26 protein-coding genes and 1 pseudogene are annotated in these 25908 nt (G+C 58.7%); 14 read left to right on the top strand and 13 right to left on the bottom strand.

Translation table 11 applies throughout. The features are described 5' to 3' along the window. Window positions 1-41 precede the first annotated feature (41 nt). Window positions 42-590 (bottom strand): peroxiredoxin, encoded by a 549-nt coding sequence (locus tag AC2FNN_RS12905; RefSeq protein ID WP_496758969.1) that lies wholly within the window; start codon window positions 588-590, stop codon window positions 42-44. A gap of 263 nt (window positions 591-853) precedes the next feature. Here AC2FNN_RS12905 and lipA point away from each other — a divergent pair, with 263 nt between their 5' ends. Both lipA and AC2FNN_RS12895 read left to right on the top strand, forming a co-directional pair. Continuing rightward, window positions 854-1804: a lipoyl synthase gene (gene lipA / locus AC2FNN_RS12900; RefSeq protein WP_171228645.1), complete on the top strand. Its 951-nt coding sequence runs from the start codon at window positions 854-856 to the stop codon at window positions 1802-1804. Beyond that, complete coding sequence (locus AC2FNN_RS12895) at window positions 1801-2943, top strand: amidohydrolase (RefSeq protein ID WP_496758968.1); 1143 nt, start codon at window positions 1801-1803, stop codon at window positions 2941-2943. Before lipA ends, AC2FNN_RS12895 begins: the two co-directional genes overlap by 4 nt. 40 nt (window positions 2944-2983) lie before the next feature. Here the strand turns inward: AC2FNN_RS12895 and hpt are convergent, their stop codons facing one another. After that, complete coding sequence (gene hpt / locus AC2FNN_RS12890) at window positions 2984-3526, bottom strand: hypoxanthine phosphoribosyltransferase (protein WP_496758967.1); 543 nt, start codon at window positions 3524-3526, stop codon at window positions 2984-2986. A 72-nt stretch (window positions 3527-3598) separates the two neighbouring features. Here hpt and AC2FNN_RS12885 point away from each other — a divergent pair, with 72 nt between their 5' ends. Both AC2FNN_RS12885 and AC2FNN_RS12880 read left to right on the top strand, forming a co-directional pair. After that, complete coding sequence (locus tag AC2FNN_RS12885; RefSeq protein ID WP_496758971.1) at window positions 3599-4045, top strand: type II toxin-antitoxin system RatA family toxin; 447 nt, start codon at window positions 3599-3601, stop codon at window positions 4043-4045. 37 nt (window positions 4046-4082) lie between these two features. Further along, window positions 4083-5375, top strand: a complete 1293-nt coding sequence (locus tag AC2FNN_RS12880; RefSeq protein WP_496758966.1) for an MmgE/PrpD family protein — start codon at window positions 4083-4085, stop codon at window positions 5373-5375. On the opposite strand, the gene pyrC is transcribed toward AC2FNN_RS12880, so the two are convergent. Next, the gene (gene pyrC, locus AC2FNN_RS12875; RefSeq protein WP_496758965.1) at window positions 5372-6409 is read right to left on the bottom strand and encodes a dihydroorotase; all 1038 of its coding nucleotides are present in this window, start codon (window positions 6407-6409) and stop codon (window positions 5372-5374) included. The genes AC2FNN_RS12880 and pyrC overlap by 4 nt on opposite strands. Window positions 6410-6571: 162 nt before the next feature. On the opposite strand from pyrC, the gene AC2FNN_RS12870 reads away from it, so the two are divergent. Together AC2FNN_RS12870 and AC2FNN_RS12865 are read left to right on the top strand one after the other, a co-directional pair. Further along, the gene (locus tag AC2FNN_RS12870) at window positions 6572-7480 is read left to right on the top strand and encodes an AAA family ATPase (RefSeq protein ID WP_496758964.1); all 909 of its coding nucleotides are present in this window, start codon (window positions 6572-6574) and stop codon (window positions 7478-7480) included. A 58-nt stretch (window positions 7481-7538) separates the two neighbouring features. Next, entirely contained in the window at window positions 7539-8798 is a 1260-nt protein-coding gene (locus AC2FNN_RS12865; RefSeq protein WP_496758963.1) for a vWA domain-containing protein, read from the top strand. A 4-nt stretch (window positions 8799-8802) separates the two neighbouring features. Here the strand turns inward: AC2FNN_RS12865 and AC2FNN_RS12860 are convergent, their stop codons facing one another. Next, complete coding sequence (locus AC2FNN_RS12860; RefSeq protein ID WP_496758962.1) at window positions 8803-9303, bottom strand: hypothetical protein; 501 nt, start codon at window positions 9301-9303, stop codon at window positions 8803-8805. Window positions 9304-9533: 230 nt separating this feature from the next. Between AC2FNN_RS12860 and AC2FNN_RS12855 the strand changes: the two genes are divergently transcribed. Together AC2FNN_RS12855 and AC2FNN_RS12850 are read left to right on the top strand one after the other, a co-directional pair. Further along, complete coding sequence (locus AC2FNN_RS12855) at window positions 9534-10502, top strand: XdhC family protein (RefSeq protein WP_496758961.1); 969 nt, start codon at window positions 9534-9536, stop codon at window positions 10500-10502. Continuing rightward, window positions 10499-11500: a molybdopterin-binding protein gene (locus AC2FNN_RS12850; RefSeq protein WP_496758960.1), complete on the top strand. Its 1002-nt coding sequence runs from the start codon at window positions 10499-10501 to the stop codon at window positions 11498-11500. The genes AC2FNN_RS12855 and AC2FNN_RS12850 overlap by 4 nt, the downstream gene beginning before the upstream one ends. Before the next feature lie 65 nt (window positions 11501-11565). On the opposite strand, the gene AC2FNN_RS12845 is transcribed toward AC2FNN_RS12850, so the two are convergent. Further along, window positions 11566-12465 (bottom strand): MurR/RpiR family transcriptional regulator, encoded by a 900-nt coding sequence (locus AC2FNN_RS12845; protein ID WP_496758959.1) that lies wholly within the window; start codon window positions 12463-12465, stop codon window positions 11566-11568. 88 nt (window positions 12466-12553) lie between these two features. Here AC2FNN_RS12845 and AC2FNN_RS12840 point away from each other — a divergent pair, with 88 nt between their 5' ends. From AC2FNN_RS12840 to AC2FNN_RS12830, 3 genes are read left to right on the top strand one after another with little or no spacing between them, the layout of a single operon-like run. After that, window positions 12554-13327 (top strand): beta-keto acid cleavage family enzyme, encoded by a 774-nt coding sequence (locus AC2FNN_RS12840; RefSeq protein WP_496758958.1) that lies wholly within the window; start codon window positions 12554-12556, stop codon window positions 13325-13327. After that, on the top strand, window positions 13324-14640 hold the full coding sequence (locus tag AC2FNN_RS12835; protein WP_496758957.1) for an aspartate aminotransferase family protein: 1317 nt from the start codon (window positions 13324-13326) through the stop codon (window positions 14638-14640). The genes AC2FNN_RS12840 and AC2FNN_RS12835 overlap by 4 nt, the downstream gene beginning before the upstream one ends. A gap of 54 nt (window positions 14641-14694) precedes the next feature. Beyond that, the gene (locus tag AC2FNN_RS12830; protein WP_496758956.1) at window positions 14695-15108 is read left to right on the top strand and encodes a hypothetical protein; all 414 of its coding nucleotides are present in this window, start codon (window positions 14695-14697) and stop codon (window positions 15106-15108) included. A 57-nt stretch (window positions 15109-15165) separates the two neighbouring features. Here AC2FNN_RS12830 and infC read toward each other — a convergent pair whose 3' ends face one another. From infC to cobA, 7 genes and pseudogenes are all read right to left on the bottom strand, one after another. Next, the gene (gene infC / locus AC2FNN_RS12825; protein ID WP_496758970.1) at window positions 15166-15627 is read right to left on the bottom strand and encodes a translation initiation factor IF-3; all 462 of its coding nucleotides are present in this window, start codon (window positions 15625-15627) and stop codon (window positions 15166-15168) included. A 246-nt stretch (window positions 15628-15873) separates the two neighbouring features. After that, window positions 15874-16707: a ferredoxin--NADP reductase gene (locus AC2FNN_RS12820; RefSeq protein WP_496758955.1), complete on the bottom strand. Its 834-nt coding sequence runs from the start codon at window positions 16705-16707 to the stop codon at window positions 15874-15876. A 109-nt stretch (window positions 16708-16816) separates the two neighbouring features. After that, on the bottom strand, window positions 16817-17224 hold the full coding sequence (locus AC2FNN_RS12815) for a DUF934 domain-containing protein (RefSeq protein ID WP_496758954.1): 408 nt from the start codon (window positions 17222-17224) through the stop codon (window positions 16817-16819). Beyond that, the gene (locus AC2FNN_RS12810) at window positions 17221-17982 is read right to left on the bottom strand and encodes a phosphoadenylyl-sulfate reductase (RefSeq protein ID WP_171116163.1); all 762 of its coding nucleotides are present in this window, start codon (window positions 17980-17982) and stop codon (window positions 17221-17223) included. The genes AC2FNN_RS12815 and AC2FNN_RS12810 overlap by 4 nt, the downstream gene beginning before the upstream one ends. Continuing rightward, complete coding sequence (locus AC2FNN_RS12805) at window positions 17972-19636, bottom strand: nitrite/sulfite reductase (RefSeq protein WP_496758953.1); 1665 nt, start codon at window positions 19634-19636, stop codon at window positions 17972-17974. The genes AC2FNN_RS12810 and AC2FNN_RS12805 overlap by 11 nt, the downstream gene beginning before the upstream one ends. 65 nt (window positions 19637-19701) lie before the next feature. Continuing rightward, window positions 19702-20016: a DUF2849 domain-containing protein gene (locus AC2FNN_RS12800; RefSeq protein WP_152457837.1), complete on the bottom strand. Its 315-nt coding sequence runs from the start codon at window positions 20014-20016 to the stop codon at window positions 19702-19704. Next, window positions 20016-20762, bottom strand: a pseudogene (gene cobA / locus AC2FNN_RS12795) (uroporphyrinogen-III C-methyltransferase); the annotation flags it as partial. The gene AC2FNN_RS12800 and the pseudogene cobA, both read right to left, overlap by 1 nt. A 174-nt stretch (window positions 20763-20936) precedes the next feature. On the opposite strand from cobA, the gene AC2FNN_RS12790 reads away from it, so the two are divergent. Beyond that, entirely contained in the window at window positions 20937-21419 is a 483-nt protein-coding gene (locus AC2FNN_RS12790; RefSeq protein WP_496758952.1) for an Lrp/AsnC family transcriptional regulator, read from the top strand. Window positions 21420-21546: 127 nt separating this feature from the next. On the opposite strand, the gene AC2FNN_RS12785 is transcribed toward AC2FNN_RS12790, so the two are convergent. Then, entirely contained in the window at window positions 21547-22728 is a 1182-nt protein-coding gene (locus AC2FNN_RS12785; protein WP_496758951.1) for a cytochrome P450, read from the bottom strand. On the opposite strand from AC2FNN_RS12785, the gene AC2FNN_RS12780 reads away from it, so the two are divergent. Together AC2FNN_RS12780 and AC2FNN_RS12775 are read left to right on the top strand one after the other, a co-directional pair. Then, window positions 22727-24508, top strand: coding sequence for a sensor histidine kinase (locus tag AC2FNN_RS12780; protein WP_496758950.1), 1782 nt, complete (start codon window positions 22727-22729; stop codon window positions 24506-24508). The two genes, AC2FNN_RS12785 and AC2FNN_RS12780, sit on opposite strands and share 2 nt — an antisense overlap. Continuing rightward, window positions 24505-25734 (top strand): sigma-54-dependent transcriptional regulator, encoded by a 1230-nt coding sequence (locus tag AC2FNN_RS12775; protein WP_496758949.1) that lies wholly within the window; start codon window positions 24505-24507, stop codon window positions 25732-25734. Before AC2FNN_RS12780 ends, AC2FNN_RS12775 begins: the two co-directional genes overlap by 4 nt. The last annotated feature ends 174 nt before the right edge of the window (window positions 25735-25908 follow it).

Here is a 25908-nt window from a genome sequence, read left to right as displayed (position 1 = left end):
AAAGGCCCGATGCATACGGGCCTTTTCTTTTGATTTGCGGCTTAGGCCATTTCAGGTTCTGCTGACGCCTTCAGGTGCTTCATCAGGTTTTCCGGCGAGGACACGCCATAGGGGTCTTCCGGGCAATTATCCATCAGGCCGGGCTCTTCGAACCACGCCTCGACAACGCCATCGTTGACGATGGCCGCGTAGCGCCACGAGCGCATTCCGAAACCCAGATTGTCCTTGTCGACCAACATTCCCATTTTCCGGGTGAACTCTCCCGATCCGTCGGGGAGAACTTTTACGTTCTTCAGGTCCTGATCCTGGGCCCATTTGTTCATCACGAAACTGTCGTTGACGGACATGCAGTAAATTTCGTCGATCCCGATGGCTTTGAAATCGGCATAGCCGTTCTCAAAACCAGGCAGCTGATAAGTCGAACAGGTCGGGGTGAACGCACCCGGCAATGAGAACAAGATCACGCGCTTACCGGCGAAATAGTCGGCTGTCGTCTTGTCTTCCCAACGGAATGGGTTTGATCCTTCGATTGAATCGTCACGGACACGGGTGTGAAAGGTCACGTCGGGCAGTTTTGCGCCGGTTTTCATAGTCAAACTCCTGTGATTCACATATGATTTTGGTGTGAACTAAAACAGTTCTAAACCGCATTCAATCGCGTAAACGCTGCGATTGCGAATAAGGCCAACCTCTTGCTAAACATTGAATTTAAATCGCAAATACGAATATGCGCGTAATGCCTTTCTGCGCTTGCGAGGGTACAGCGCATAGCGGCTATGCGCCGCTGGTGTAACACCGCGCTTCTGTCTATGTTATGAGCAACAAAAGTTGACCCAAAGTCAGGAAAACGACCGTGCGAGATCTGAAGATCCCCGAAGAGCGCCACCCGGAAAAAGCCCATCGTCCGGATAATGCACAGCCCAAAAAGCCAAACTGGATCAGGGTCAAGGCACCTGGTGGCAAAGGCTATGCGGATACGCGGCGGATCATGCGTGACAACAATCTGGTGACGGTCTGCGAAGAAGCAGGGTGCCCCAACGTAGGAGAATGCTGGAGCCAGGGTCATGCCACCATGATGATCATGGGCGAAATTTGTACGCGCGGCTGCACCTTCTGCAACATTGCAACCGGTCGCCCCGACGACCTTGACGCGTTTGAGCCTGGTCGCGTGGCCCACGCGGTCGAAAAACTTGGCCTGAACCACGTGGTAATCACCTCGGTGGACCGTGACGACTTGCAAGATGGCGGGGCCGAGCACTTTGCGCAGACAATTCGCGCGGTACGTCATCGTTCTCCGAAAACCACGATCGAGATTCTGACGCCGGACTTCCTGAAATGCGACAACACTGTCCTTGAGATTGTGGTCGAAGCGAAACCGGATGTGTTCAACCACAATCTGGAAACGGTGCCGGGTCTCTACCCCGAAGTGCGCCCGGGTGCGCGGTACTTTCATTCCCTGCGCCTGCTACAGCGCGTGAAAGAGCTTGATCCGTCGATCTTCACCAAATCGGGCATCATGGTCGGGTTGGGTGAAAACGAACAGCAAGTGCGTCAGGTCATGGACGACATGCGAGCGGCGGATATCGATTTCCTGACCATCGGCCAGTACCTGCAACCGACTCCGAAACATCACGGAGTGGATCGGTTCGTAACCCCGGAAGAGTTCGCATCCTACGAAAAGGCGGCCTATGGCAAGGGGTTCCTGATGGTATCCGCCACGCCTCTGACCCGGTCTTCGTACCACGCGGGCGACGATTTCGCCCGGCTTCGCGCGGCGCGGCAAGCAAAGCTACAGCAAGCGTGACGCCGGAGCGGATCGCGCAGCTCATCCGCCTGCGCCACGAGTTTCATCAACAGCCAGAGCTTTCGGGGCAGGAGGAGCATACCGCAGCGCGGGTTGCGGATCTATTGCGCCAAGCGGGTGCGGACAGAGTTCTGTGCGGCATCGGCGGGCACGGTGTTGCGGCCGTTTACGAAAGCGGTGTTCCCGGTCCCACAGTTGGAATTCGATGCGAGCTGGATGGGCTGCCAATTCAGGAACTCTCGGATCTGGCCCATGCGTCTCAGATTGCAGGCAAGGGGCATCTGTGCGGCCATGATGGCCACATGGCGATGGTTCTCGGGGTGGCCGAAGCGTTGAAGGAACAGCGACCGAAATCTGGCCGCGTGGTTCTGATTTTCCAAGCTGCCGAAGAAACCGGACATGGTGCGATTGCTTATCGGGCTGATCCTCAGTTCGCTGAGGTTTCGCCTGACATCGTGCTGTCTCTGCATAACTTGCCGGGGCTGGAGCTGGGTGCGGTAGAACTGTGTGAAGGTCCCGCGAACTGTGCCTCGCGCGGGATGCAAATCGTTCTGACAGGCAAGACCTCACACGCAGCCGCCCCCCAGGACGGCGTGTCACCGGCAGGTGCTTTGTCGACGTTGATGCCGGCATTGGCCGGATTGGGCGCGGGCGGCGACTTGGATGACACCTACGCTTTGACCACGGTCACCCATGCCACTCTGGGCGAGCGCACAGTCGGTGTCGCACCGGGGCAGGCCGAATTGTGGGTGACCCTGCGCACGGTTTCGGACGCGCGGATGGAAAGCCTGATGGCCGAGGCCGAAACTCTGGTCAAGAACACGGCGATGGTCGAAGGGCTGGCGTTCGAAATCAGCTATGACGAGGTGTTCGAAGCCTGCGTCAATGACCGAGAAACCGTTTCGGTTTTGGCCAAAGCCTGTGCCGATCGGGGCGTCGCGTGCCGGCTGGTCGATCAGCCACAGCGCTTTTCCGAAGACTTCGGCCAATTTGGCAAAGGCGCGCAGGCGGCCATGTTCTGGTTGGGGGCGGGGAAGGACCATCCGCAACTGCACAACCCGGATTACGATTTCCCGGATGCGCTTATTCCGATTGGAACCGGGATTTTCTTGTCCGCCGTTCGGCAGATTTTGGGATAAGCCGCGACAAGTCGAAAGCGCAGAGTGTTGCTGTCGAATTTCAGCTCTGAGTGAATCGGACTTTGCCGATATACGGCAGGTTGCGGTTGCGCTGAGCGTAATCGATCCCGTAACCCACGACGAATTCATCCGGAATTTCAAAGCCTATCCAGTCAGACCGGAAATCAACTTCGCGACGGCTGGGCTTGTCGAGCAGGGCAATCGACTTGAGCCGTTTCGGCTTGCGGCTGCGCAGCAGGTTGGTGACGTGGTTCAGCGTGTGACCGGTGTCGACGATATCTTCGACCACCAGCACGTCGCGGCCTTCGATCGCGCCGCGCAAGTCCTTGAGAATGCGCACTTCCCGGCTGCTCTCCATCGAATCGCCATACGAGGACGCCTCAAGGAAATCCACTTCGATCGGCAGGTCCAGTTCCCGCACCAGATCGGCGATAAAGACGAAACTGCCGCGCAGCAATCCCACGACGACAAGCTTGTCAGTGTCGCCGAACTCATCCGTAATTTCGCGGCACAACTCTTCGATCCGCGCCGCGATGGCCTTGGCCGAGATCATCTCATCTATCACATATGCGCGGTTAGTCATCGCAGCCCCCTTGATCTTTGGCGCGCAACATACGACATGACGCGCCATTGTCACCTGCAAATACCGGACATCATGCCAATCCATTCGGAAACCCGCCACCTGCCATACACAGCCCAGCAGATGTATGATCTTGTTGCGGATGTGGGCAGCTACCCAAAGTTTCTGCCCTGGTGCGCCGCGGCCCGGATCCGCAAGACCTATGCGGTTGGTCAGGCCGAGGTGATGGAGGCCGATCTGGTCATCTCGTTCAAGGTGTTCCGCGAACGGTTCGGCAGCCGGGTGACCCTGTTTGCAGATCAGAAGAAGATCGATACCGAGTATCTGGACGGGCCCTTCAAATACATGAAATCCGACTGGCAGTTCGAGGACGCCCCCGATGGGGGCTGCAACATCTCGTTCCATGTGGATTTCGAGTTCAAGAACGCCATCCTTCAGGGGATCATCGGCGTAGTGTTCAACGAAGCCATGCAGCGGATCGTCCGCGCCTTCGAGGCGCGTGCAAAAGAACTCTACGGCTAGGCCTTTACGCGGCAAGGGCGCGCGCTAGACTGCGCTCATGACGGATTTCACAGCAGCATTGGCCACCTTCGCGACGGGCCCGGTTTCAACAACGGCTCAGGCGCGGATTGTCACGTCGCTGTCGGTTCTGGATTGGATTGCAGTTGGTCGTGCAGGGGCGTCCGAGCCGGTGTCCTGCATAGTTCGCGATATGGTTCTGGCCGAGGGCGGGAACGCTCAGGCCCATCTGTTCGGAGGGGGCGCGGCCCCATTGCGCGGCGCAGCTTTGGTGAATGGAACCATATCCCACGCTCTGGATTACGATGACACGCATTTCGCGCATATCGGGCATCCGTCAGTCGCCATCCTGCCTGCGGCCCTTGCCGTGGCCGAGTGGGATGACCGCATTCTGGTTGATCTGCTCGAAGCCGCGCTGGTCGGAATGGAAACGTCGATCCGTGTCGGCCTGTGGCTGGGCAGGGGGCATTATCAGGCCGGGTTTCACCAGACCGCGACATCCGGTGCATTCGGGGCCGCTGTCGCCGTGGGGCGGTTGCTTGGATTCGACAAGGTTCAGATGCGGTCCGTATTGGGTTTGACGGCAACGCGCGCGGCCGGGCTGAAGGCCCAGTTCGGAACAATGGGTAAGCCTTACAATGCCGGACTTGCCGCTTCGGCAGGGGTCGAGGCGGCTGTGCTTGTTCAGCGTGGATTTCAACCCAACGCCGACGCGCTGGAAGGCACGTATGGATTTGGCGCGACCCATCAGGGTGCAGCGGATCAAGGCACACTGGATGGTTTGGGCGACGAATGGTTGTTCGAAAGCGTCAGTCACAAGTTCCACGCCTGTTGTCACGGCCTGCACGCGGCGTTGGAAGCGGCGCGCGCACTGGACATCGCGGAACCCGAAGTGGCCGAAATCAAAATCAAAACCCATCCCCGTTGGATGAGTGTGTGCAATCAGCTGTCGCCCACAACCGGGCTGGGGGCCAAGTTCTCTTACCGGACGGTCATCGCGATGCAGGCGCTGGGGTATGATACGGCTTTGCCGGGCAGCTACACCGACAAGGTCTGCGCGGACCCGCGCATTACGTCTCTGCAAGATCGCATCACGGTCGAAGCGGATGAAGGCCTGTCGGAAACACAGGCGCAACTAGCCTTGTTGCGTCGCGACGGTATCCGCCGCGAGGCGACGCATGACCTGATGACCCCAATGTCGCTGTCTGACCGCGAGGATCGTGTGCGCGCCAAAGCGTCGAAGCTGATCGGGACGAATGAGGCGGACACGATCTGGTCGATGCTGCGCACCGGCGGTCGCGCCCGTGATCTGGCCGAACGTACGGCGGGTTAAGCCACGCTCCAGTGCAGCGGAAAACCGGGGTCGAACAACGTGACAGGCCCATCCCCCGTGTCGATCTTTGACGGGTATGTAACCGGCTCGCCTTTGGTCAGGGTAATCGTCTCTTCGTTCACAGGCAGGCGGTAAAAGCCCGGCCCGTTGAGCGAGACGAATGCCTCGAGCTTGTCCAGCGCACCTTCGCGGTCGAACATCTCGGCCACCAGAGACATGGTGTTCGTCGCGGTAAAACATCCCGCGCAGCCGCAGGCCATTTCCTTGTTTGCATCCGTGTGCGGAGCGCTGTCCGTGCCCAGGAAGAACCTCGGGTCGCCCGACGTTGCGGCAGCCAGCAGGGCCAGGCGATGTTCCTCGCGCTTGGCGACCGGCAGGCAATAGTAATGCGGTTTGATTCCACCCACCAGAATATGGTTGCGGTTGATGATCAGGTGGTGCGCGGTGATCGTCGCACCCAGATCCGTTTCATTGGCTTTGACATAGTCCGCACCGTTGGAGGTGGTGATATGTTCCATCACCACGCGCAAGCCCGGCGTCGACTTGCGGATCGGGTCCAGAACGCGGTCTATGAACACGGCCTCGCGGTCAAAAATGTCGATCTCGGCGTCGGTCACTTCGCCATGGACACACATGGGCAGGTCGATCTCGGCCATTTTCTCCAGTACCGGGCGCACTTTGTCAAAGTCACGCACGCCCGAGGCCGAATTGGTCGTGGCCCCGGCCGGGTACAGCTTGACCGCTTTTATCAGCCCGCTGGCATGGGCAGCGGCGACGTCCTGCGCATCTGTATCCTCGGTCAGGTACAGGGTCATCAGTGGCTCGAACACCATGCCGTCGGGCAGGGCGGCCAGGATTCTGTCGCGATAATCGGCGGCCTGATCCCCGCGTACAACAGGCGGCACAAGGTTCGGCATAATGATTGCACGGGCGAAATGACGTGCGGTTTCGGGCAGAACGGCCTGCAACATGGCGCCATCGCGCAGATGCAGATGCCAATCGTCGGGGCGGCGGATCGTGAGGGTATCGGTCATGGCCTTCCGCTAGCATAGCTGCCCCGAAAGACCAACCAGCCCGTTACGAGTTGGCGAAAAAACTTGTCAACCAACCGGAACGTCGTAGCTCTGACAGGGGCTAGGGCCTTGACGCAATGGCGCTTGCGTGACCTGTTTGTCGGCGAAGTAGAGAGGGGTTCCATGACGCAGCCAAATTCCATTGATGCCGTGCAGCAGATGCTGGGACGTCAGGGCTATGTCTGCGGACGGGCCCTTGCCACGGTTGTGTTCCTGTCGCTGAAGCTTGGTCGCCCGTTGTTTCTGGAAGGTGAAGCAGGAGTTGGAAAGACGGAAATCGCCAAGGCGCTGGCATCCGGTCTGAACCGCCGTTTGATCCGATTGCAGTGCTACGAAGGTCTGGACGCGTCCTCTGCCGTTTACGAATGGAACTTTCCGGCGCAGATGGTCGCGATCCGAACGGCCGAAGCTTCGGGCGGGGCCGACCGGGGCGCGTTGCAGGCGGAACTGTTTTCGGATGAATACCTGATCGAACGCCCTTTGCTGCAAGCAATGCGCCCGGACGAAAACGGAGCGCCGGTTCTTCTGATCGATGAACTGGACCGGACCGATGAACCGTTCGAAGCCTTTCTGCTGGAAGCTCTGAGTGATTTTCAGGTCACGATCCCTGAACTGGGCACCGTTGCAGCACCCGAACCACCCATTGTGATTGTCACGTCGAACCGGACCCGCGAAGTGCACGATGCCCTCAAGCGTCGCTGCCTGTATCACTGGGTCGATTATCCTGATTTCGAACGTGAGATCGAAATTCTGCATGCGCGCGCGCCCGAGGCCGCCGATGCGCTCAGCCGCGAAGTTGTGGCTTTCGTTCAGCTTCTGCGCACCGAGGATCTGTTCAAGAAACCCGGCGTGGCCGAAACCATTGACTGGGCGAAATGCCTGTTGGCGCTGGACGTGATGAACCTCAGCCCCGAGGTGATTGGCGACACGCTGGGTGCGATCCTGAAATATCAGGACGACATTCAAAAACTTCAGGGGTCCGAGGCCAAACGCATCCTCGACGAGGCCAAGGCCACGCTCGAACCGGTCTGATGTTTCATCTTTTTCCAAATACTCCGGGGGTATGGGGGCAGAGCCCCCATAACGTCTGATGGCCGAACAGATTCCGCTGGATATCCCGGACAACCCGAAGCTTGCGCAGAACATCACCCATTTTGCCCGCGCACTCAGAAAGGCGGGGCTGCCAATCGGACCCGGTCGCGTGATCGACGCAATTCGTGCCGTGCAGGCAGCAGGTTTCACGCAGAAACGGGATTTCTACTGGACGCTGCACGCCTGTTTCGTGAACCGCCCCGAACATCGCACGGTCTTCGCACAAGTCTTCCGAATGTATTGGCGCGATCCGCGATACATGGAACACATGATGGCCATGATGCTTCCTGCCATTCGGGGTGTGCAAGAGGAACGCAAGGCGGATGCCGGTGAAAAGCGCGCGGCTGAGGCCCTGCTGGATGGTGTCGAACGTGACGCGCCCGAGCCGGCTGCGCAAAACGAAGGCGAAACCGAAATCGAGATTGACGCCACGCAAACGGCATCGTCCGAAGAGCGGCTGCGCAATCTGGACTTCGAACAGATGAGCACTGCTGAAATCGCTCAAGCCAAACGCGTATTGGCGCGGATGACCCTGCCGGTCAAACCCATTGAATCGCGCCGCGGACAGGCCAGTCATCTGGGGCACCGTATCGACCGCGCCCGCACCTTGCGCGCAGCCATGCGGCAAGGCGGCGAGTTACGCGATATCGCCCGACTACAGCCTAAACCTCGGTGGCCAAATCTTGTTGCGCTTTGCGACATCTCGGGTTCGATGAGCCAATACAGCCGAGTCATCCTGCACTTCCTGCACACGGTCTCGAACGCCAAAGGGGCAGGTTGGGCCAAGGTTAATGCCTTCACTTTCGGCACGCGCCTGACCAACATAACCCGCCACTTGCATCATCGGGATGTTGACGCAGCGCTTGCCGCTGCCGGGGCCGAGGCACAGGACTGGGAAGGGGGCACACGCATCGGCGATTGTCTGCATCAGTTCAACAGAGACTGGTCAAGACGTGTCATGGGGCAAGGTGCGGTTGTTCTGTTGATCACCGACGGTTTGGAGCGGGGTGACCCGGAGAGCCTTGAGAAAGAGATCGAGCGGCTGCACCTGTCCTCCAAACGCCTGATCTGGCTGAACCCTCTGCTGCGCTGGGACGGGTTTGCCCCCAAGGCCCAGGGAGTGGCGGCCATGCTGCCCCATGTCGACAGTTTCAGGGCAGGGCACTCGATTGCCTCGCTCGAGGATCTGGCCGCCGTGATTTCACAACCCGACGACCAGGGGCAGAAAGCACGGCTGATGGCCGCGCTTTCCGATTAGACCGTTACGACAACTGTTCTTCGTTGCACTTCCGGGCCATTTCCATGGCCTTGTAGGTGCCGGTCAGATCGACGGTAAATGCATAGGATGTCTCGGGGAACACGATCATGACCTTCTTCTTGGCCAGATCATCCGCGAATTGCGGGTTGTCAGACAGAATGTAACCACCGGAATAACCCTTGGTGATATTGCCTTTCATGCCCGTAGCTTCACCCAGATAGATGTTGTCCCCGATCAGGATAGCCACTTCTTGTGTTTCGCCACGTTTAATGTCGGTATCGGCTTTTGTGAATACCCCCACATACCCCACGCCGCGATCTTCGGTCAGGCCCATCTGAACGACGTTTTCCGCATCGTCCACGGCCTCGATCAGGCAGGACTTCTTTTCGTTGTCGATGAAGACTTTCCAGCCCTCGACCTCTCCATAACGTTCGAATGTGTCAGCCCACGCTGCGGTCGAAGTCAAAAGACCAACCACTGCGCCCAGTGCAAGATAATGTTTCAACTGCTTGTCTCCGAAAGAAAATGTGTTTGGTATGCAGCTTGGGCGCCTGGCCCGCTGCCCGCGTAAGCTAAAACCCGGGCTCATAACAATCAATACTATGATTTATTGAATATTGTTCAGGCCTTAGCATCGGCTCGCTGGGTTCAACATAGACGTTTTGACAGGGGTGTTGCGCTTTTCATCCCGCCAATCCTGCCTATGTTGGAGACAGACGACGTCTGGAGGTTCTGATGGAACGATTCGACAACAGCCCGGAAACGGCATTGAAGTGGCACCGCAATGGCAGCGGCGCCGCGCTTGCCACGGTTGTCGAAACCTGGGGCAGCGCGCCACGCCGGGTGGGTTCCCAGCTGGTTATCGGCGGCGATGGCCGGATCGAGGGGTCTGTGTCGGGCGGCTGTGTCGAAGGTGCGGTGATCGTCGAAGCGCTCGAGGCCATTGACGAAGGCGAAGCCCGCTTGCTGGAGTTCGGGGTAAGCGACGAAGATGCCTTTGCGGTCGGGCTGGCCTGTGGCGGAACCATTCGCGTTCTTGTCGAACCCGTTGGAAAGGTTCTGCCCGAACCGATGCTTGCAGAACTGGTTGCAGCCCGCGCAGCGCGCGAACCCATCGCTTACGAAGTCAATATTGATACCGGGCACAGAGCCTTGCGCCGTAACGCCTATGCGGAACGGCTGCGCATGGATCGATCCGGTTTTGAAGAAGATGGTCAGACCTTTGTGGCCGTTCACAACCCGCCACTGCGATTGATCGTTGTTGGTGCGGTTCATATCGCGCAGGCACTGGTGCCGATGGCGCGAATTGCCGGGTATGATCCGGCCATAATTGACCCGCGCGACGCGTTTGCATCCAGCGCCCGTTTCCCGGGCGAAACGATCCTTACGGATTGGCCGGATGAGGCCGTTGCAAAACTCGGGTTGGATGCGCGCACCGCAATTGTCCTGCTGACGCATGATCCAAAGCTGGATGATCCGGCGCTGCAAGCTTCACTGGATGCGGGTGTGTTTTACATTGGTGCCTTGGGATCGACACGTACCCACGCCAAACGCGTCGAGCGTATGAAAGCGGCCGGTTTCAGTGATGAGCAAATCTCGAGAATTCATGGGCCAATCGGGTTAGATATCGGGGCTGCCGGCCCATCCGAGATTGCCGTTGCAATTCTGGCGCAGATGACGGCCGTTCTGCGAGGCAAGGCATGAGGTTTGGTCCGGTACCCGTCTCTGAAGCAAAAGGTGCCATTCTGGCCCATTCGGTGACGGCTGACGGGCAAAAGCTGCGCAAGGGGCTGTCGCTGCGGGCAGAGCATGTGGCACAGTTGACGCAGGCGGGGATCCGCGAAGTGATCGTTGCGCGGCTAGAACCCGGCGATTGCCACGAGGATGAGGCCGCACGTCGTTTGGCCGCAGCTCTTGCGCCAGATGCGGGGTCGGCCAATCTGCGCGTGACAGACGCGTTTACCGGCCGGGTCAACCTGTTGGCGGGCGGGCCGGGCGTGGCGGTTCTGGAAGTGGATGCGTTGGAAATGTTCAATCGGGTCAACCCGATGATCACGGTTGCGACGGTTCCGCAATACCAGCAGATGGGTCCGAAGGGCATGGTCGCCACCATCAAGGTCATCTCATATGCCGTGCCAGAGGCTGATGTTCGGCGGGCCGCCAATTTGGCGCAAGGGGCCGTGCGTCTGGCAAGGCCCGTTCACAAGACAGCAGGTTTGATCGTCACGGATATCCCCGGTGGCCCGTCCAACGACAAGGGGATCGCCGCCATTCGCGGACGGACCGAAGCCCTGGGTCTGGATTTGTGTGATGTGCAGATCGTACCGCATCGCGTGGATGCGCTGGCCAAGGCGGTTTCCAGAACGACCGGTGATCTGCTGATGATCCTGACCGGGTCCGCGACCTCGGATCCGGACGATGTTGCCCCGTCTGCTGTTCGGCTTGCCGGCGGGCGGGTGGATCGGTTCGGAATGCCGGTTGATCCGGGAAACCTGCTGTTTCTGGGTGCGATGCAGGATCGACCGGTGATCGGGTTGCCCGGATGCGCGCGATCTCCGGCGTTGAACGGGGCGGATTGGGTTCTGTCACGGGTTGCCTGCGGGATCGAAACGACGGGATCGGATATTGCCGGAATGGGCGTCGGAGGATTGTTGAAGGAAATCCCGACCAGACCGCAGCCGCGCGCCAAACGAAAAGAATGATCTGCTGCTGATCCTGAGCGGAGCTGAATTCTGAGGTTGATCCCAGAGGCTTTGACGGATCCGGCTTATGGTTTTCTGAGCTTTGGCAATACGCCGGGTCGCCAATACGCTCCGGTATCCTCCCGCGCTTTCTGATAGGCATCCACTCTTTCTCTGGCGGTCTCTCCGCCGGCGTCAAACAAATGGCCCAGCAGGCATTCAAGAACAGCCATTGCCCCCGAAAAACTGGAAAACGGGTGCAGGGTTCGTGTGCTGACAGGCAGGACGACATCCGGTTCAACCCCCGGGGCGATGACCTCGCTATCCGATAACAGGACGATGCGCATCGACCGGTCCCGAGCATACCGCATCGCCTGAATCGTGTCGGCCGAATAGGGGTGAACCGTAATGGCAAACAGACAATCCTCGGCGGTGGCTTCGACCAGATCGTCGATGGCCGAACCCATGTGGCGGGGCACCAGCTGAAGCCCGGGATGGGCCATGCGTCCGGCGTAGTGGAAGTAATAGGCCAGCGCATGGCTGGATCGTGTGGCCGTCACATAGCAGCGGCGCGCCGACCTGATGTGCGCGACGGCCTGTTCCGTCAAATGGGGGGCCATGAGGCGCAGCGATCTGGCCACGACATTTATTTCGTTCTGCGCAAATCGTGCCTGCGCCGCACCAAACTGCCCTTGTTCCTTTAGGTGTTCCAGCCAGTCTTGCCCAAACCTGTCTTCGCCGTCGGTTGTCAGAGCGTTTCGAAATGGGCGCCGAAAAGCGTCAAAGCTGTCATACCCCATCCGTTGCGCCAGCCGGATCAGAACGTTCGAGCTGATGCCGATGCGATCGGTGGTGGTTCGGATCGAATTCAACGCGAATTCGCCGGGATGATCGATGATGTACTTTACCGCGACCTGCATTTGCGCAGGCATTTCATCGATCTCGCGGCGCAATTGCGTAACGATGGCAGTAAGAGTGCGGGTCATGCGGCAAACAAAACATATGTTTTCCATTTGGTAAATTGAAAACGCTACTTGAGCTCATTAGCTGAGGACAGACGAACACGAGGGCGCAATGAGCGAGAGCACAGTGAAAACCACCGGGAAACCATATATACTGGTTGCTCCGAACGGGGCCCCGCGGGGTCGCGCGGATCACCCGGCCTTGCCAGTCACGACGGACCAGATCGTCGCAACGGCGCGGGGCTGCCACGAGGCTGGTGCGAATGGCATACACCTGCATGTAAGGGATACCGACGGACATCACACGCTGGATGCCGGATTGTATCGCGAAACAATCGCGGAACTGAAAAGGGTGGTGCCGGGTATGGATGTTCAGATCACCACCGAGGCAGCAGGCGTGTTCGACGTCCCGTCGCAGTTTGACTGCCTGCAACGGGTCCGGCCTGAATGGGCCTCGATCTCAGTCCGGGAAATCGCGCGGGCCCTTGATCTTGCGCCTCGGGTCTATGCGCTATGTGCGGAGCAGGGCACGCGGGTTCAGCATATTCTCTACGATTCAGAAGATGTGAAGCTGTTGGAAGACTGGCAGTCGAAAGGTATCGTCCAGCCGGGCCAGACAGACCGGTTGCTTGTGTTGGGACGCTACAGTCAGAATCAGCAATCCGTGCCGGCAGAACTGGATGTGTTTCCGCCCAGCCCAGCCAATTGGATGGTGTGCGCCTTTGGGACGCAGGAACATGATTGTCTGGTCGAAACCGCGCGGCGCGGCGGCGACCTGCGTGTTGGATTCGAAAACAGCCTGACGGCACCGGATGGCACGCTCTGGACGGATAATGCGGCCTCGGTCGCGGCTTTGGTTGAAACACTTGGAAGGACCGGAACATGAGTCATGTTTTCCCACGCCACACCAAATCTGAACTTCCCGTCGCGGCGGGTGGAGACGGCGCTTATCTGATCGATGCTGACGGCAAGCGATATCTGGATTGCGGCGATGCGGCCGTGTCCTGTCTTGGGCACTCCAACCCGGCAGTGATCCGGGCCGTGCAACAGCAGGTGGAACAGATCGCATTTGCCCATACCGGGTTCATGACCTCGGAACCGGCTGAAGCGCTGGCCGATTTGCTGATCCAGCACGCGCCGGGGGATTTGGACCGGGTGTATTTCGTATCGGGCGGGTCCGAGGCGACCGAAGCCGCCATCAAATTGGCGCGCCAGTATTTTCTGGAAATCGGGAAGCCCGAGCGCCGCCACGTGATCGCGCGCAAGCAAAGCTATCATGGCAACACTCTGGGGGCCTTGTCTGCCGGGGGAAACGCCTGGAGACGGGCCCAATTCGCGCCGATGCTGATCGAAATGACCCATATCTCGGCCTGCTATGAATATGCTGAAAAGCCCGAGGGTGAGAGCAGCTTTGACTATGGTCAGCGCGTCGCTAACGAGTTGGAGGCGGAAATTCTGCGCCTGGGTCCTGAAACGGTTCTGGCCTTCATGGCCGAGCCGGTTGTCGGTGCTACGCTTGGCGCGGTTCCGGCGGTTGAGGGGTATTTCAAACGCATCCGGGAAATCTGCGATCAATACGGCGTGCTGCTGATTCTGGATGAGGTGATGTGCGGCATGGGACGCACCGGTCATCTGTTCGCCTGTGACCACGACGGTGTTGCACCGGATATTCTTTGCATCGCCAAAGGGTTGGGCGCAGGATATCAGCCGATCGGGGCGATGCTGTGCACCGATGAAATCTATGGCGCGATTCGCGATGGGTCGGGGTTTTTCCAACATGGGCACACCTATATCGGCCATCCTGTCGCCACGGCTGCGGCTCTTGCGGTGGTCCGTGAGCTGACAGAGGGAGAATTGCCGGCGCGCGCCGGACGCATGGGCAGCAAACTGCATTCCGCACTGGAAGCCGCGTTTGGACAGCACCCGAACGTGGGCGATTTGCGTGGCCGTGGCCTGTTCCGGGGTGTGGAATTGGTAGCGGATCGCGAGACGAAGACCCCCTTTGATCCATCGTTAGGCATTGCCGGAAAGATAAAGAAGGCGGCGCTGGCCGAAGGCCTGATCTGTTATCCCATGGCGGGCACCCGGGATGGCCGGAACGGAGACCATATACTTCTTGCGCCGCCTTTTATCATAGAAGAGGCCCAGATAGGCGAACTTGTCAGCAAGCTGGAAAGCTCTTTTTCAGCCGTTCTCTGACAATACAGTGAGCACCCTGTTTGCCTGCGACACGTTTGCTATGTGTCGTGGGCAATGGATCTGGAAAAAGCGAAGTCCATGGTGCTGGATATCTGTCGCAGTTTCCGAACACTCCCTGTGTGGGTGCAGGTCTGGGTCACCTTCATTTTGGTACCGGTAAACCTGCTTTCGCTGGCATTTCTGGATCAGCCACAGGGGCAACTGATTGCACTACTTGCAATTTCTGGCATGGCGCTGAACGTGCCGATCATGTTGGGTGCACGCGGGATGAGCGGTGCGATGACCTTGCCGCATATTCTGTGTTGGGTGCCATTGGTCATCATCGTGACGCTTCTGCTGTTTTCCGAAGAAACCCCGAGCCCAGCCTTTGTTTGCTTTCTCCGGGTGCTTCTGATCGTCGATATCACCTCGCTGGCGTTCGATTTTCGCGATGCGGCCCGTTGGTTGCGCAGCAGGCAGGCGTCCTGAACAAAAAAGCCCCCTCAAGAGAGAAGGGGCTTGGACCGTTTCGATCTTTGAACCGGATTATTTCTGCGGCAGCGGGCCGATCATCATAATCATCTGACGGCCTTCCATCTTGGGCATGTTTTCGATCTTGCCCAAGTCCTTGACGTCCTCGGCAACGCGCTCCAGCAACTCGCGGCCCAGGTTCTGGTGTGCCATTTCGCGGCCGCGAAAACGCAGGGTAACTTTGACCTTGTCGCCTTTTTCCAGAAACTTGAAGACGTTCTTCATCTTGACGTCATAGTCATGCGTGTCGGTGTTGGGTCGGAATTTGACCTCTTTAACCTCGATGATCTTTTGCTTCTTACGGGCTTCGGCTTCGCGTTTTTGCGTTTCATATTTGAATTTGCCGAAATCCATGATCTTGCAGACCGGTGGGTTCGCATTGGGCGAAATTTCGACCAGATCAAGACCGGCATCAGCGGCCATCTGCATGGCTTTGGCGGGATGAACCACCCCGACATTTTCACCTTCGGCGCCAATCAGGCGAATTTCGGGGGCACGGATCTTATCATTGACGCGCGGGCCGGTGTCTCTCTGTGGCGGCGCGTTGTGAGGTCTGCGAGCTATGGGTTCATTCCTTTGATGATTGCAGAATTTCGAGCCCGGAATTTAAACCGGGCCGGGCCACACTTCAAGCGGCATAAACACCGGCAGTTACGAAAAAACAGTGTTTTGTCCGCTGATTTTTTGCGTTCGGGGCTGCAAAGCTCCGAACGCAAGGTGCCTTTAGCCGACAAAGGCTTTTTCGATCACGAACTCTTTGGGTTCGGAATTCGCGCCTTCGCGCAGACCAAAACTTTCAAGGATTTCCTTGATGTCCAGGTTGAAAGCCAGCGACCCGCAGACCATGGCGCGATCGGTTTCGGGCTTGATTCCGCCTTCTATGCCCAGGTCGCTGAACACGGTGCCATCCTTCAGCAGGTCGGTGATCCGGCCCATCTTGGGGCTCTCTTCGCGCGTGGTCGTCGGGTAATAGCGGATCTTGTCTGCAAAGCCTTCGCCAATAAGTTCGGCCAGCATTTCATCCTGACGGATGCTGTCGATCAATTGGCGGCCATATTCCAGTTCGGCCACTTCGCGGCAGGTATGGGTGATGATGACCTCGTCATAATCTTCATATGTTTGCGGTTCACGCAACAACGAAGCAAACGGGGCAAAGCCGGTGCCGGTTGCAAAAAACCACAAACGCTTGCCGGGCAGCAGGGCGTCATGCACCAACGTGCCAACCGGCTTGGGGCGCAGGATGATCTGGTCGCCGGGCTTGATATGCTGAAGCTTCGACGTCAGCGGGCCGTCCTGAACCTTGATCGAATAGAACTCCAGCTCATCGTCCCACGAAGGCGAGGCGATTGAATAAGCGCGCAGCAATGGCTTGCCATTGTCGCCCAGCAGACCAATCATCACGAACTCGCCCGAGCGGAAACGCAGCGTGGCGGGGCGTGTCACCTTGAAAGAGAACAGGCTGTCGGTCCAATGCTTGACCTCGGTTACAGTTTGCGCGTCCGGCAGGACCGGGGCCTTCACGGCAGTTGCTTCGCTCACGGGCTTCATCTCTGTCATCGTTTACCTGCCGGTCTGCTAAACCGACATCTCCGTTTAATCTTTGATCCAAGTCAGGAAAAGGGGACAGATTGCCCCCTTTGCGTTTCAAGCTGGCAATGGGCGGATCTTAACCGCGCAAGCGCGCCTGATAGTTGTTCTCTTTCCAGTTGGCCCGGGAAAGCCACTGATCTTCGGGCTGGCGATCTGCCAGATCTCCGTCAATCTCAACTTCGTCAAAGCCGCAGCGACGCGCCATGGCGAACTGGTCTGCCAGAACATGACCCTTGGCGCGCAAGCGTCCCGTATAGCCCTTCAGGCGCAGGGCGCGAGCGATGGTAAAGCCGCGACCGTCGGCAAAGGATGGAAAATCCACCCGAACCAGCCTGGCACTGCCCAGACGATCAAAAAGCTCATCCGGGTCCGTGTCCGAACTGACGTCCAGCGCAACCACGTCATTCGCGGCATCATCCAGAGTGACAAAGCCGTCGGTCCAGTCATCGGGCGAAAAGCCCTCATCCGTTACGATTACGTTCATGTTTTCTCTCCGATGCGCACCATCTTGCCATCGACAAAATGAATGCCGCATTCTTCCTTGTTCTGATCGCGCCAGCGCCCGGCGCGGGGGTCTTCGCCTTCCTTCACCGGCGAGGTGCAGGGCGCACAGCCGATCGAAGGGTATCCTTTGGCCACCAGCGGATGCCGGGGCAGGTTGTTTTCTTCCATATAGGCGCGCACATCGTCCGGCGCCCAATGGGCCAGCGGATTGACCTTGATCCGGCCCGTGCCGTCTTCGACCTCGAAAAACTCGAGCGCGGCGCGCGTGCCGGACTGAAACCGTTTCCGACCGGTAATCCAACCGCAATACCCTGTCAGGGCTTGCTGCAATGGAAAGGTCTTGCGCAGGTTGCAGCACGCATCCGTATCCCGCAGACGCAGCGCGCCATAGGGGTCTTCGCGTTGAAGTTCTTCGTCATCCGCCCGGATGATCCGAATGTTCCTGAGCCCCAGGCGCTCGCTGACTTCCTGCTGGTATTCCAGCGTTTCGGTGAACAGCAATTGGGTATCCACGAACAACACCGGCGTCATCTTGTCGATCACCGCGGCCATGTGCAGCAGCACCACCGATTCCGCACCAAAGCTTGAGACCAGTGCAAGCGCATCGATCTCTTCAAGGGCGCCATGCATCACGTCATGGGCGCTGTGGTGACGGAACCGGGCATTCAATGCGTTGACCTTCTCGGTCAGGTCGCTGCGGTCTTTGCCCAGTTCCGTTTGGATCAGATCAAGCGGCATTCGCCCGAGCCTCGGGGTAGAGTGCGGCCTTGAACGGCTCCATGCCGACGCGGCGATAGGTCATCAGAAAGGTTTCTTCGGCACTCTCGCGCAGATCCAGGTAGGTGTCGACGATCCGTTCCACGGCCGGCACGATCTCATCATAGGCAAAACCCGGACCGGTGCGGTCGCCGATCGCGGCCGTCTCGGTGGCGTCACCACCCAGTGTGATCTGGTAGTTTTCGACGCCTGCACGATCCAGGCCCAGGATACCGATATGGCCCACATGGTGGTGGCCGCAGGCGTTGATGCAGCCCGAGATCTTGATTTTTAGGTGCCCGATATCATGCTCCAGCTTCAACTCTTCGAAGCGGGTCGCGATTTCCTGAGCAACCGGGATCGAACGCGCCGTCGCCAGCGCGCAGTAATCCATGCCGGGGCAGGCAATGATGTCGCTGATCAGGCCGATATTGGCGGTGGCCAGTTCGTATTCTTTCAGCTTGGCGTGGATCGCGGGCAGGTCCGATTTGTGGACATGCGGCAGGATCACGTTCTGCTCATGGCTGATACGCAGCTCGTCATAGGCGAACTCTTCGGCCAGATCGGCCATAACGCGCATCTGTTCCGCGGTCGCATCACCCGGCGTCTGACCGTGTTTCTTGATCGAGATCGTAACGATCGCGTGGTCTGCGTTCTTGTGCGGCGCGATGTTGGTATCGATCCACGACCGGAAAACCGGATCGTTGGTATAGGCGCTTTCAAACGACGCAACCGAACCTTGACGGAAGGCAGGAGGCGCAAAGTGGCCTTTGATCTCATCCAGCAGCGCCATGTCGGCGCCCTTGAACTGTGGACGAACCTGCAAGAAGCGTTCATTCACCTTGGCGCGGATGGCGTCGATGCCGTGTTCATGCACGGTGATCTTGATGCGCGCCTTGTACTTGTTGTCGCGGCGACCGATCTGGTTCCAGACCGACACGGTGGCTTCCAGATAGGCCAGCAGATCGTCGAAGGCGACGAATTCGGACAGTTCCTTGCCAATCATGGGCGTACGGCCCAGACCGCCACCGACGATGACACGGGCACCCAGAACGCCGTCACGCTCGACCAGTTGCAGGCCGATGTCATGCGCTTTGATCACGGCGCGATCGTTCTCGGACCCGGTGATCGCAATCTTGAACTTACGCGGCATGAATTGGAATTCCGGATGATCTGTCGACCACTGGCGCAGCAGTTCGGCATAGGGACGCGGGTCGGCGACCTCATCCGCGGCGGCACCGGCGAAATGGTCGGCGGTCACGTTGCGGATGGTGTTGCCCGAGGTCTGGATGGCGTGCATGCCGACTTCGGCCAGCGCGTCCAGCATGTCGGGCACGTCGTTCAGTTTCGGCCAGTTGTACTGGATGTTCTGACGGGTGGTGAAGTGGCCATAACCCTTGTCCCACTTTTCAGCCAGCAGGGCCAATTGGCGCATTTGTGCGCTGTTCAGCGTGCCGTAGGGAATGGCGACCCGCAGCATGTAGGCGTGCAGTTGCAGATACAGGCCATTCATCAGACGCAGGGGCTTGAATTCGTCTTCGGTCAGCGAACCGTCAATGCGGCGCTCGACCTGAGCGCGAAACTGCGCGTTACGCTCTGCCAGAAAATCTTTGTCAAACTCGGAGTAGCGATACATGTCTAGCTGTCCTTGGTTGCAGCCCCGAACCCGGGGCCTTGAAGGGGAGAGAGAAGGGCCAGAGGTCAGGCCCGGGGCTGCGGGGAAGTTTCCTGTTTGCCGTGGGCATAGTTGGACGGACCAGTGCGGCGGAAGTCTTCCCGGAAATGGGTGGGCTCGGGGCCGTTTTCGCCAGCAACGGCATCGGCCAGATAGGCGCCCACGATCTTGTTTGCCTGACGCGCGGCATCCAGCAGGCGAACCTGCGCATGCGCCTCGTCGGTGATCAGTTCTGCTTCGCTCAGGTCACGGGACCAGCGGTCATCTTCGGTCAGATAAATCACGTCACCTTCGAGCAAGTCATTTGCAGTGACGACTTTGGGGGTAAAAGCGCGGGCCATCAGGCAAGCTCCTTGTTGAATTCGGTTACAGCCTGCGCCGCTTCGCGCGGTGCAAGGCCATAGAAGGTCAGGGCCGGTCCATCCATTTCGGCGGCGGCCAGATCGGTGGGCAACTGGTCCAAGGTGGTGGCCAAAACCCGTTGGTCGGAACGCGAGGCATTCTCGACCAGGGTAATGGGCGTGGCGCGATCGGCACCGTGCATGATCAGACGGCCCTGAATGAACCGAGCGGATTTCTTGCCCATGTAGATTGCCGCGACGGAACCGGCCTGAGCCAAAGCGTTCCAATCGTGATCCGCGAATCCTTGCATGTCGTGCCCGGTCAAAAACCGCACTGATGAGTTTCGTCCGCGGCGGGTCAGGCTTTGACCGATGCCAGCCACTGCGGCAGAGGCCGCCGTGATGCCGGGAATGATCTGCCAGGATATACCGGCCGCATCGACGGCCTCGATTTCTTCGTCCAAACGACCAAAGACCGTGGGATCACCCGATTTCAGGCGCACCACGCGGTTGCCATTCAGGGCGTATTCAACCAGAAGCGCGTCGATATCACTTTGCTTCCACGAGGGGCCGAACCCGGCCTTGCCGACATCGACCAAAGCGGCGTTCTGGGCGGCAATGTCCAGCACAGGCTTGCTGATCAGGCGATCATGCAGCACCACATCCGCGCGCTCGAATGCGGCCAACGCCTTGAGCGTCAGCAATTCGGGGTCACCGGGCCCGGCGCCGACAAAGTCGACATGGCCTATGGGATTGGTTGTGTGAAAATCCTGCATCGGATCGTCTCGGACATTGTTTGACTTGACCCTCAATATAGGAAATATTCCCACCAAAGCGCCATATCGCCGCTGAAATAAGGACAAATGTTCCGATTTCTGGGAAAACCGGAACAGAGGTGTCGAAACAGAAGGAAAATTGGAATGTCGGTGCGGATAGATGACACGGATCGAAAAATTCTGGCCGAGCTTCAACGGGACGCAGGCCAATCATTGGACGAAATTGCGGCTCGGGTCGGCAGTTCAAAGACGCCTGTCTGGAATCGCATTCGCAAGCTCAAAGGGGCGGGAATCATCGGCCAGCAAACGGTGCTGCTGGATGCCGAGGCACTAGGGTTCGAAGCCACCTTTTTTGTTTTGATCCGCACGTCGGAACATGAGGCGGATTGGCAGCGTAAATTCCTGAAAGCATTGAAGGATCACCCCGAAGTGCAAGAGGCGCACCGACTGGCGGGTGACATCGACTATATTCTGAAGGTTCGGGTCAAGAACGCGCGTGCCTATGATCAGTTCTATCAATCGCTCATCTCGGAGGTGCGTGTGCACAACGTCACGGCGTTGTTGTCCATGGAAGAGATCAAGTCCACGACGATGCTGCCGCTGAATGCGTTGGCAGAGCGGGCTTAGAACACTCGATCGTGCCTCGCCGCCCGTGTCTTTCATGAGGTTTTGAGCCAGTTGAGCCGATGGGTGTTTTCATCCGGCCGGAAGCAAAATCACCAGAGGCATCGCGTATATGTGCGAAAGGTGATGGCTAAGGTCTGACCAACAGCTGATTCAGCCCGTGAAAGTGATAGCTGTCCGAATAATGCGGCGGCGCAGCCAGTTGCAGGTTTGGACAGCTTTCGAACAGGATCGGCAAAGCAATGCGCATTTCCAGACGCGCCAGTGGTGCCCCGACGCAGAAATGAATTCCGCCCCCAAAGCTTGTGTTGACTTCAATCGGACGGCGCGGCTGAAACGTGTTCGGTTCAGTCCAGACAGCGGGGTCGCGGTTGGCCGCGCCAAGCAACAGTGCCACTTGATCGCCACGTTTGAATGAATGGCCGAACAGGTCCACGTCCTCATACGCGTAGCGTGTGAACATGTGCAGAGGCGGGTCATAGCGCAGGATCTCTTCGATGGTTGCGTCAAGGCCGACCGGTGCCAGGGCTTCGGGGGCGGTACGGGTCTGCAACAGGGTTTTTACCCCGTTTCCCAGTGAATGCACGGTAGCCTCATGGCCTGCGTTAAGCAGCAGGATGCAGGTGGCAACCAGCTCGTCCAGTGACAGTTTCTGGCCTTCTTCTTCAACACTTATCAACCGGGTTATCAGATCGTCCCGGGGATCATTGCGCCGCAGCTCTATGTATTCCTTCAGGAATTCGGTGAATTCCCGAGAGGATTTGGCGGCCCTGTTTTCGGTGTCCTGCGTGCGGTTGGCCTGATACATGGCAACCATATCGTGAGACCACTGCAACAGATCGGACGCCATGGTTTCAGGGACGCCCAGAAGCCGGCAGATCGTGACCACAGGGACCTGCGTGCAATAGGCTTCCAACAGGTCGAACGTGTTCCGAGGGAAGTCTTTGATCAGGCCGTGGCACAGATCTTCGATGGAAGGTTGCAGCGCAGAAATCGCCCGTGACGTGAAGGCGCGCATAACCAATGACCGAAGGCGTGTGTGCCTTGGTGGTTCTGCTTCAAGCAGTGAATGGGCCTCGATGGCCAGCCAGGGTGCCAGGTGCGCGGGACCTTGCTCTGCCAGCTCGGGCGGTACCTCGCGGCCAAATCGGCGGTCCCGAAACAGGGCGCGAACCGCGCGGTATGAAACCGCGGCGACCATACTGTAGTCCTGCCAATAGAACAGATCGCCCGAGCCCCGCGCCGTGTCGTAGAACGTGTAGGGGTTTTGGACGAAACCCGGGTCTGTCGGTGATTGCGAATAAGACTTCATGCGCCGCACACTTGCCATGCGGCGCGTTGAATGCAAGACCCTGTCTATGCACAGGGTTTGGTTCATTTCCGGTTTTTTGCTCGCCGTTGGGGTATTGTCGGGGTTTGTCTGGTCTTATGGCTATCGACAAGCCCTGTCTCAGCTGAGCGAGAAGGCAGAGGCAGATCTTGAGCTGGCGGCTGACCGGTTGAGCACGCAGATGCAAGTGTATCAGGAACTTGCCGTGTTGATGGCAGCTCATCCCGTTTTGCAGGAACTGGATACGCAGACCGGTATACGCCAAGCCCGGGCTACGCTGCTGGACGTCGCTGACAAAACAGCCGCCGTAAACATGATGTATCTGGATTCGAACGGGCAGGTGCTGGTATCGGCGCAGCCTGTGTCCCAACGCAACATGGCCCATCATCCGGCTTTCCGTCGTGCGATGCAGGGTGCCCTGGGCAGCGCGCACGAGGTTGTGCCTTCGGGCGAAGACCGGATTTATTCCTACGCCGCCCCCGCTTTTGGTCCGTCTGGCCAGATCGAAGGCGCGTTGATGGTTGTTGCTGATGTTCAGGACGTTGAACAGACGTGGCGCGGCAGTACCGAAGCGGTTTTCTTTGTCGATTCCGATGGTGTCGTTTTCATTTCCAACAGATCCGACCTGCTGTTCTGGCGCCGGGCGGACGGTGAGGCGGGGGTAACGCCGCCCGATGGTGCGGCTGTTGACTTTTCTTCAAAACAGGTCGGCAGGCACGAGTTATGGCATTTGAACTGGGGGCGTTACCTGCCTCGCGATGCGCTGCATCTGACCCTTGATTTGCCAGTGATCGACATGACTGCCGAGGTTCTGGTGGACGTAGCGCCGGCCCTTCAGCTTGCCAGGCTTCAGGCGGCGGCCGTCGCGGCGATCTGTCTGGCCTTCGGGGCCATGCTCTTTCTTGCCATGGAGCGGCGGCGGGCATTGGCCGAAGCGAATGCCGTTCTGGAAAGCCGTGTGGCCAAACGTACCCATGACTTGACAGTGGCAAATGCCAGTTTGCGCAAGGAAGTGGCGGAACGGGAAGAAGCCGAAGCGGCGTTGCGGCGGGCCCAGGCAGACCTGGTGCAGGCGGGGAAGCTCAGCGCTTTGGGGCAAATGTCTGCGGGGATCAGCCATGAACTGAACCAGCCGCTTATGGCCATACGACAATTTGCGGATAACGGTTCAGCGTTCCTGACGCGGGGAAAACCTGAAATGGCTGCCGAGAATCTGGGCCGGATCTCGGAAATGGCGGCGCGGATGGCGCGGATCATCAAGAACCTTCGCGCCTTTGCCCGCAATGAAAGCGAACCAATGGGGCGTGTTGACCTGATACAGGTTCTCAACACCGCTGTTGAACTGACCGAGACCCGCCTGCGCGACGACGATGTAACCCTGAACTGGGCCCCCCCGAATAGCGCTGTGTATGTTTGGGGGGGTGAAGTACGTTTGGTGCAGGTGTTCGTGAATCTGATCAACAATGCGGCGGATGCAATGCTGGGACGACCAAAACGGATTATAACGATAACGCTGCGAAAAGGCGCACGATTGAGTGTTTCCTTGCAGGATACTGGCCCGGGCATTGAAGACCCCGACCGAATGTTCGAGCCCTTCTATTCTACGAAAAGCGTTGGATCGTCAGAAGGTTTGGGGCTGGGGCTTTCCATTTCCTATGGGCTGGTTCAAAGCTTTGGTGGGGATATACGGGGCGCGAACACGGCGGATGGGGCCATGTTTACCGTCGAACTGGAACCTTGCGACAAGGAAGAGGCCGCGTGATGCGCAGGGTTTTGTTGGTCGATGATGATGCCGCCGTACGCGAGGCCCTGTCTCAAACTCTGGAACTGGCGGATTATCTGCCAACGACCGCTGGATCCTTTGTGGCTGCCAAGGATCACATCAGCCGCGAGTTCCCCGGTGTCATCATTTCGGATATCCGCATGCCGGGGCGGGACGGGTTCCATCTTTTGTCTTATGCCCGAGAGGTCGATCCGGATCTTCCCGTGGTTCTTCTGACGGGTGAGGGTGATATTCCCATGGCCGTCGACGCCATGGGAAAGGGCGCGTTCGATTTTCTGGAAAAGCCATGTGCTGCGTCCGACCTTCTGGAGGTGCTTGAACGCGCCTTTGCAGCCCGTTCGCAGGTATTGGAGCAAAGAGCGGCGAAATCCGAGTTGGAACGAGGAGACCCCGCCGCGCGTTTGCTGTTCGGACTTTCGCCGCAGGCCGAGGCCCTGCGCGAACGGGTTCGGACCGTTGCGCCAACAGGCGCCGAAGTTCTTGTGACAGGACCGCCGGGCAGCGGCATCTCGAAGGTCGCCGAGGTCGTGCATCTGATGTCGCCAGCAGGGCAGGGACCGTTTGTCAAACGCACGGCCTCCAGCCTCAGCCCCGACGACTTGGCCAAAAGCTGCGAAGATGCAGCAGGTGGGTCGCTTTTTCTGGACGAAGTCTCGGCCATGCCCCATGCCACGCAATTTGCGGCGTTGGAGATCATCGAGCAGGGACCGGGCGGGCGTATCATTGCGGGAACGACCGCTGATCTGTCGGCGCTGAGTTCCGAAGGCCGGTTCAATGCAGACCTGTTTTACAGGCTGGATGTCATGCGGGTGCGTATTCCATCGCTGGCAGAACGTCCCGACGACATTCCCGTGATCTTCCGCCATTACGTTGCACAGGCCGCGGAACAGGCGGGGATCGTGGCGCCGGAAATCTCGTCCGAGCATCTGGCGTCGCTTATGGCCAGCGACTGGCCGGGGAATGCGCGATCCCTGATGTCAGCCGCGATGCGCTTTGTGCTGGGAATGCCGGAAGAGGTCGCGCAGGCAACAGATCTGGGCCTCAGCGAACAGATGGCGCGGGTGGAGCGGTCGCTGCTCATCGCGGCGCTGGGTCGTCACAACGGCAAGGCATCAGATGCGGCGAAGGCGTTGAAACTGCCGCGCAAGACATTTTACGACAAGCTGGCACGGTACCAGATCAGGGCCGAAGATTACCGGCGGTAGCGGCCGGGCTCCCGCCACCTTTTTCCGCATTAACATGTGTCTGAAGCTGTTGGGCCGGGCAACCGGCTGTCGCGGGCTGCGGTTTCGTGCAGTTGATTCATGGGTTTTGATTCGCAGGGTGTGCGGATTTCCGCACAAACTGGAATATTGCTGTGCGGAATTTCGCACTCGGGG

This window comes from Ruegeria sp. BHSA118, assembly GCF_059613405.1.
Note: the sequence above shows the minus strand (reverse complement) of the source record. Positions and strands in the feature narration are given on the sequence as shown.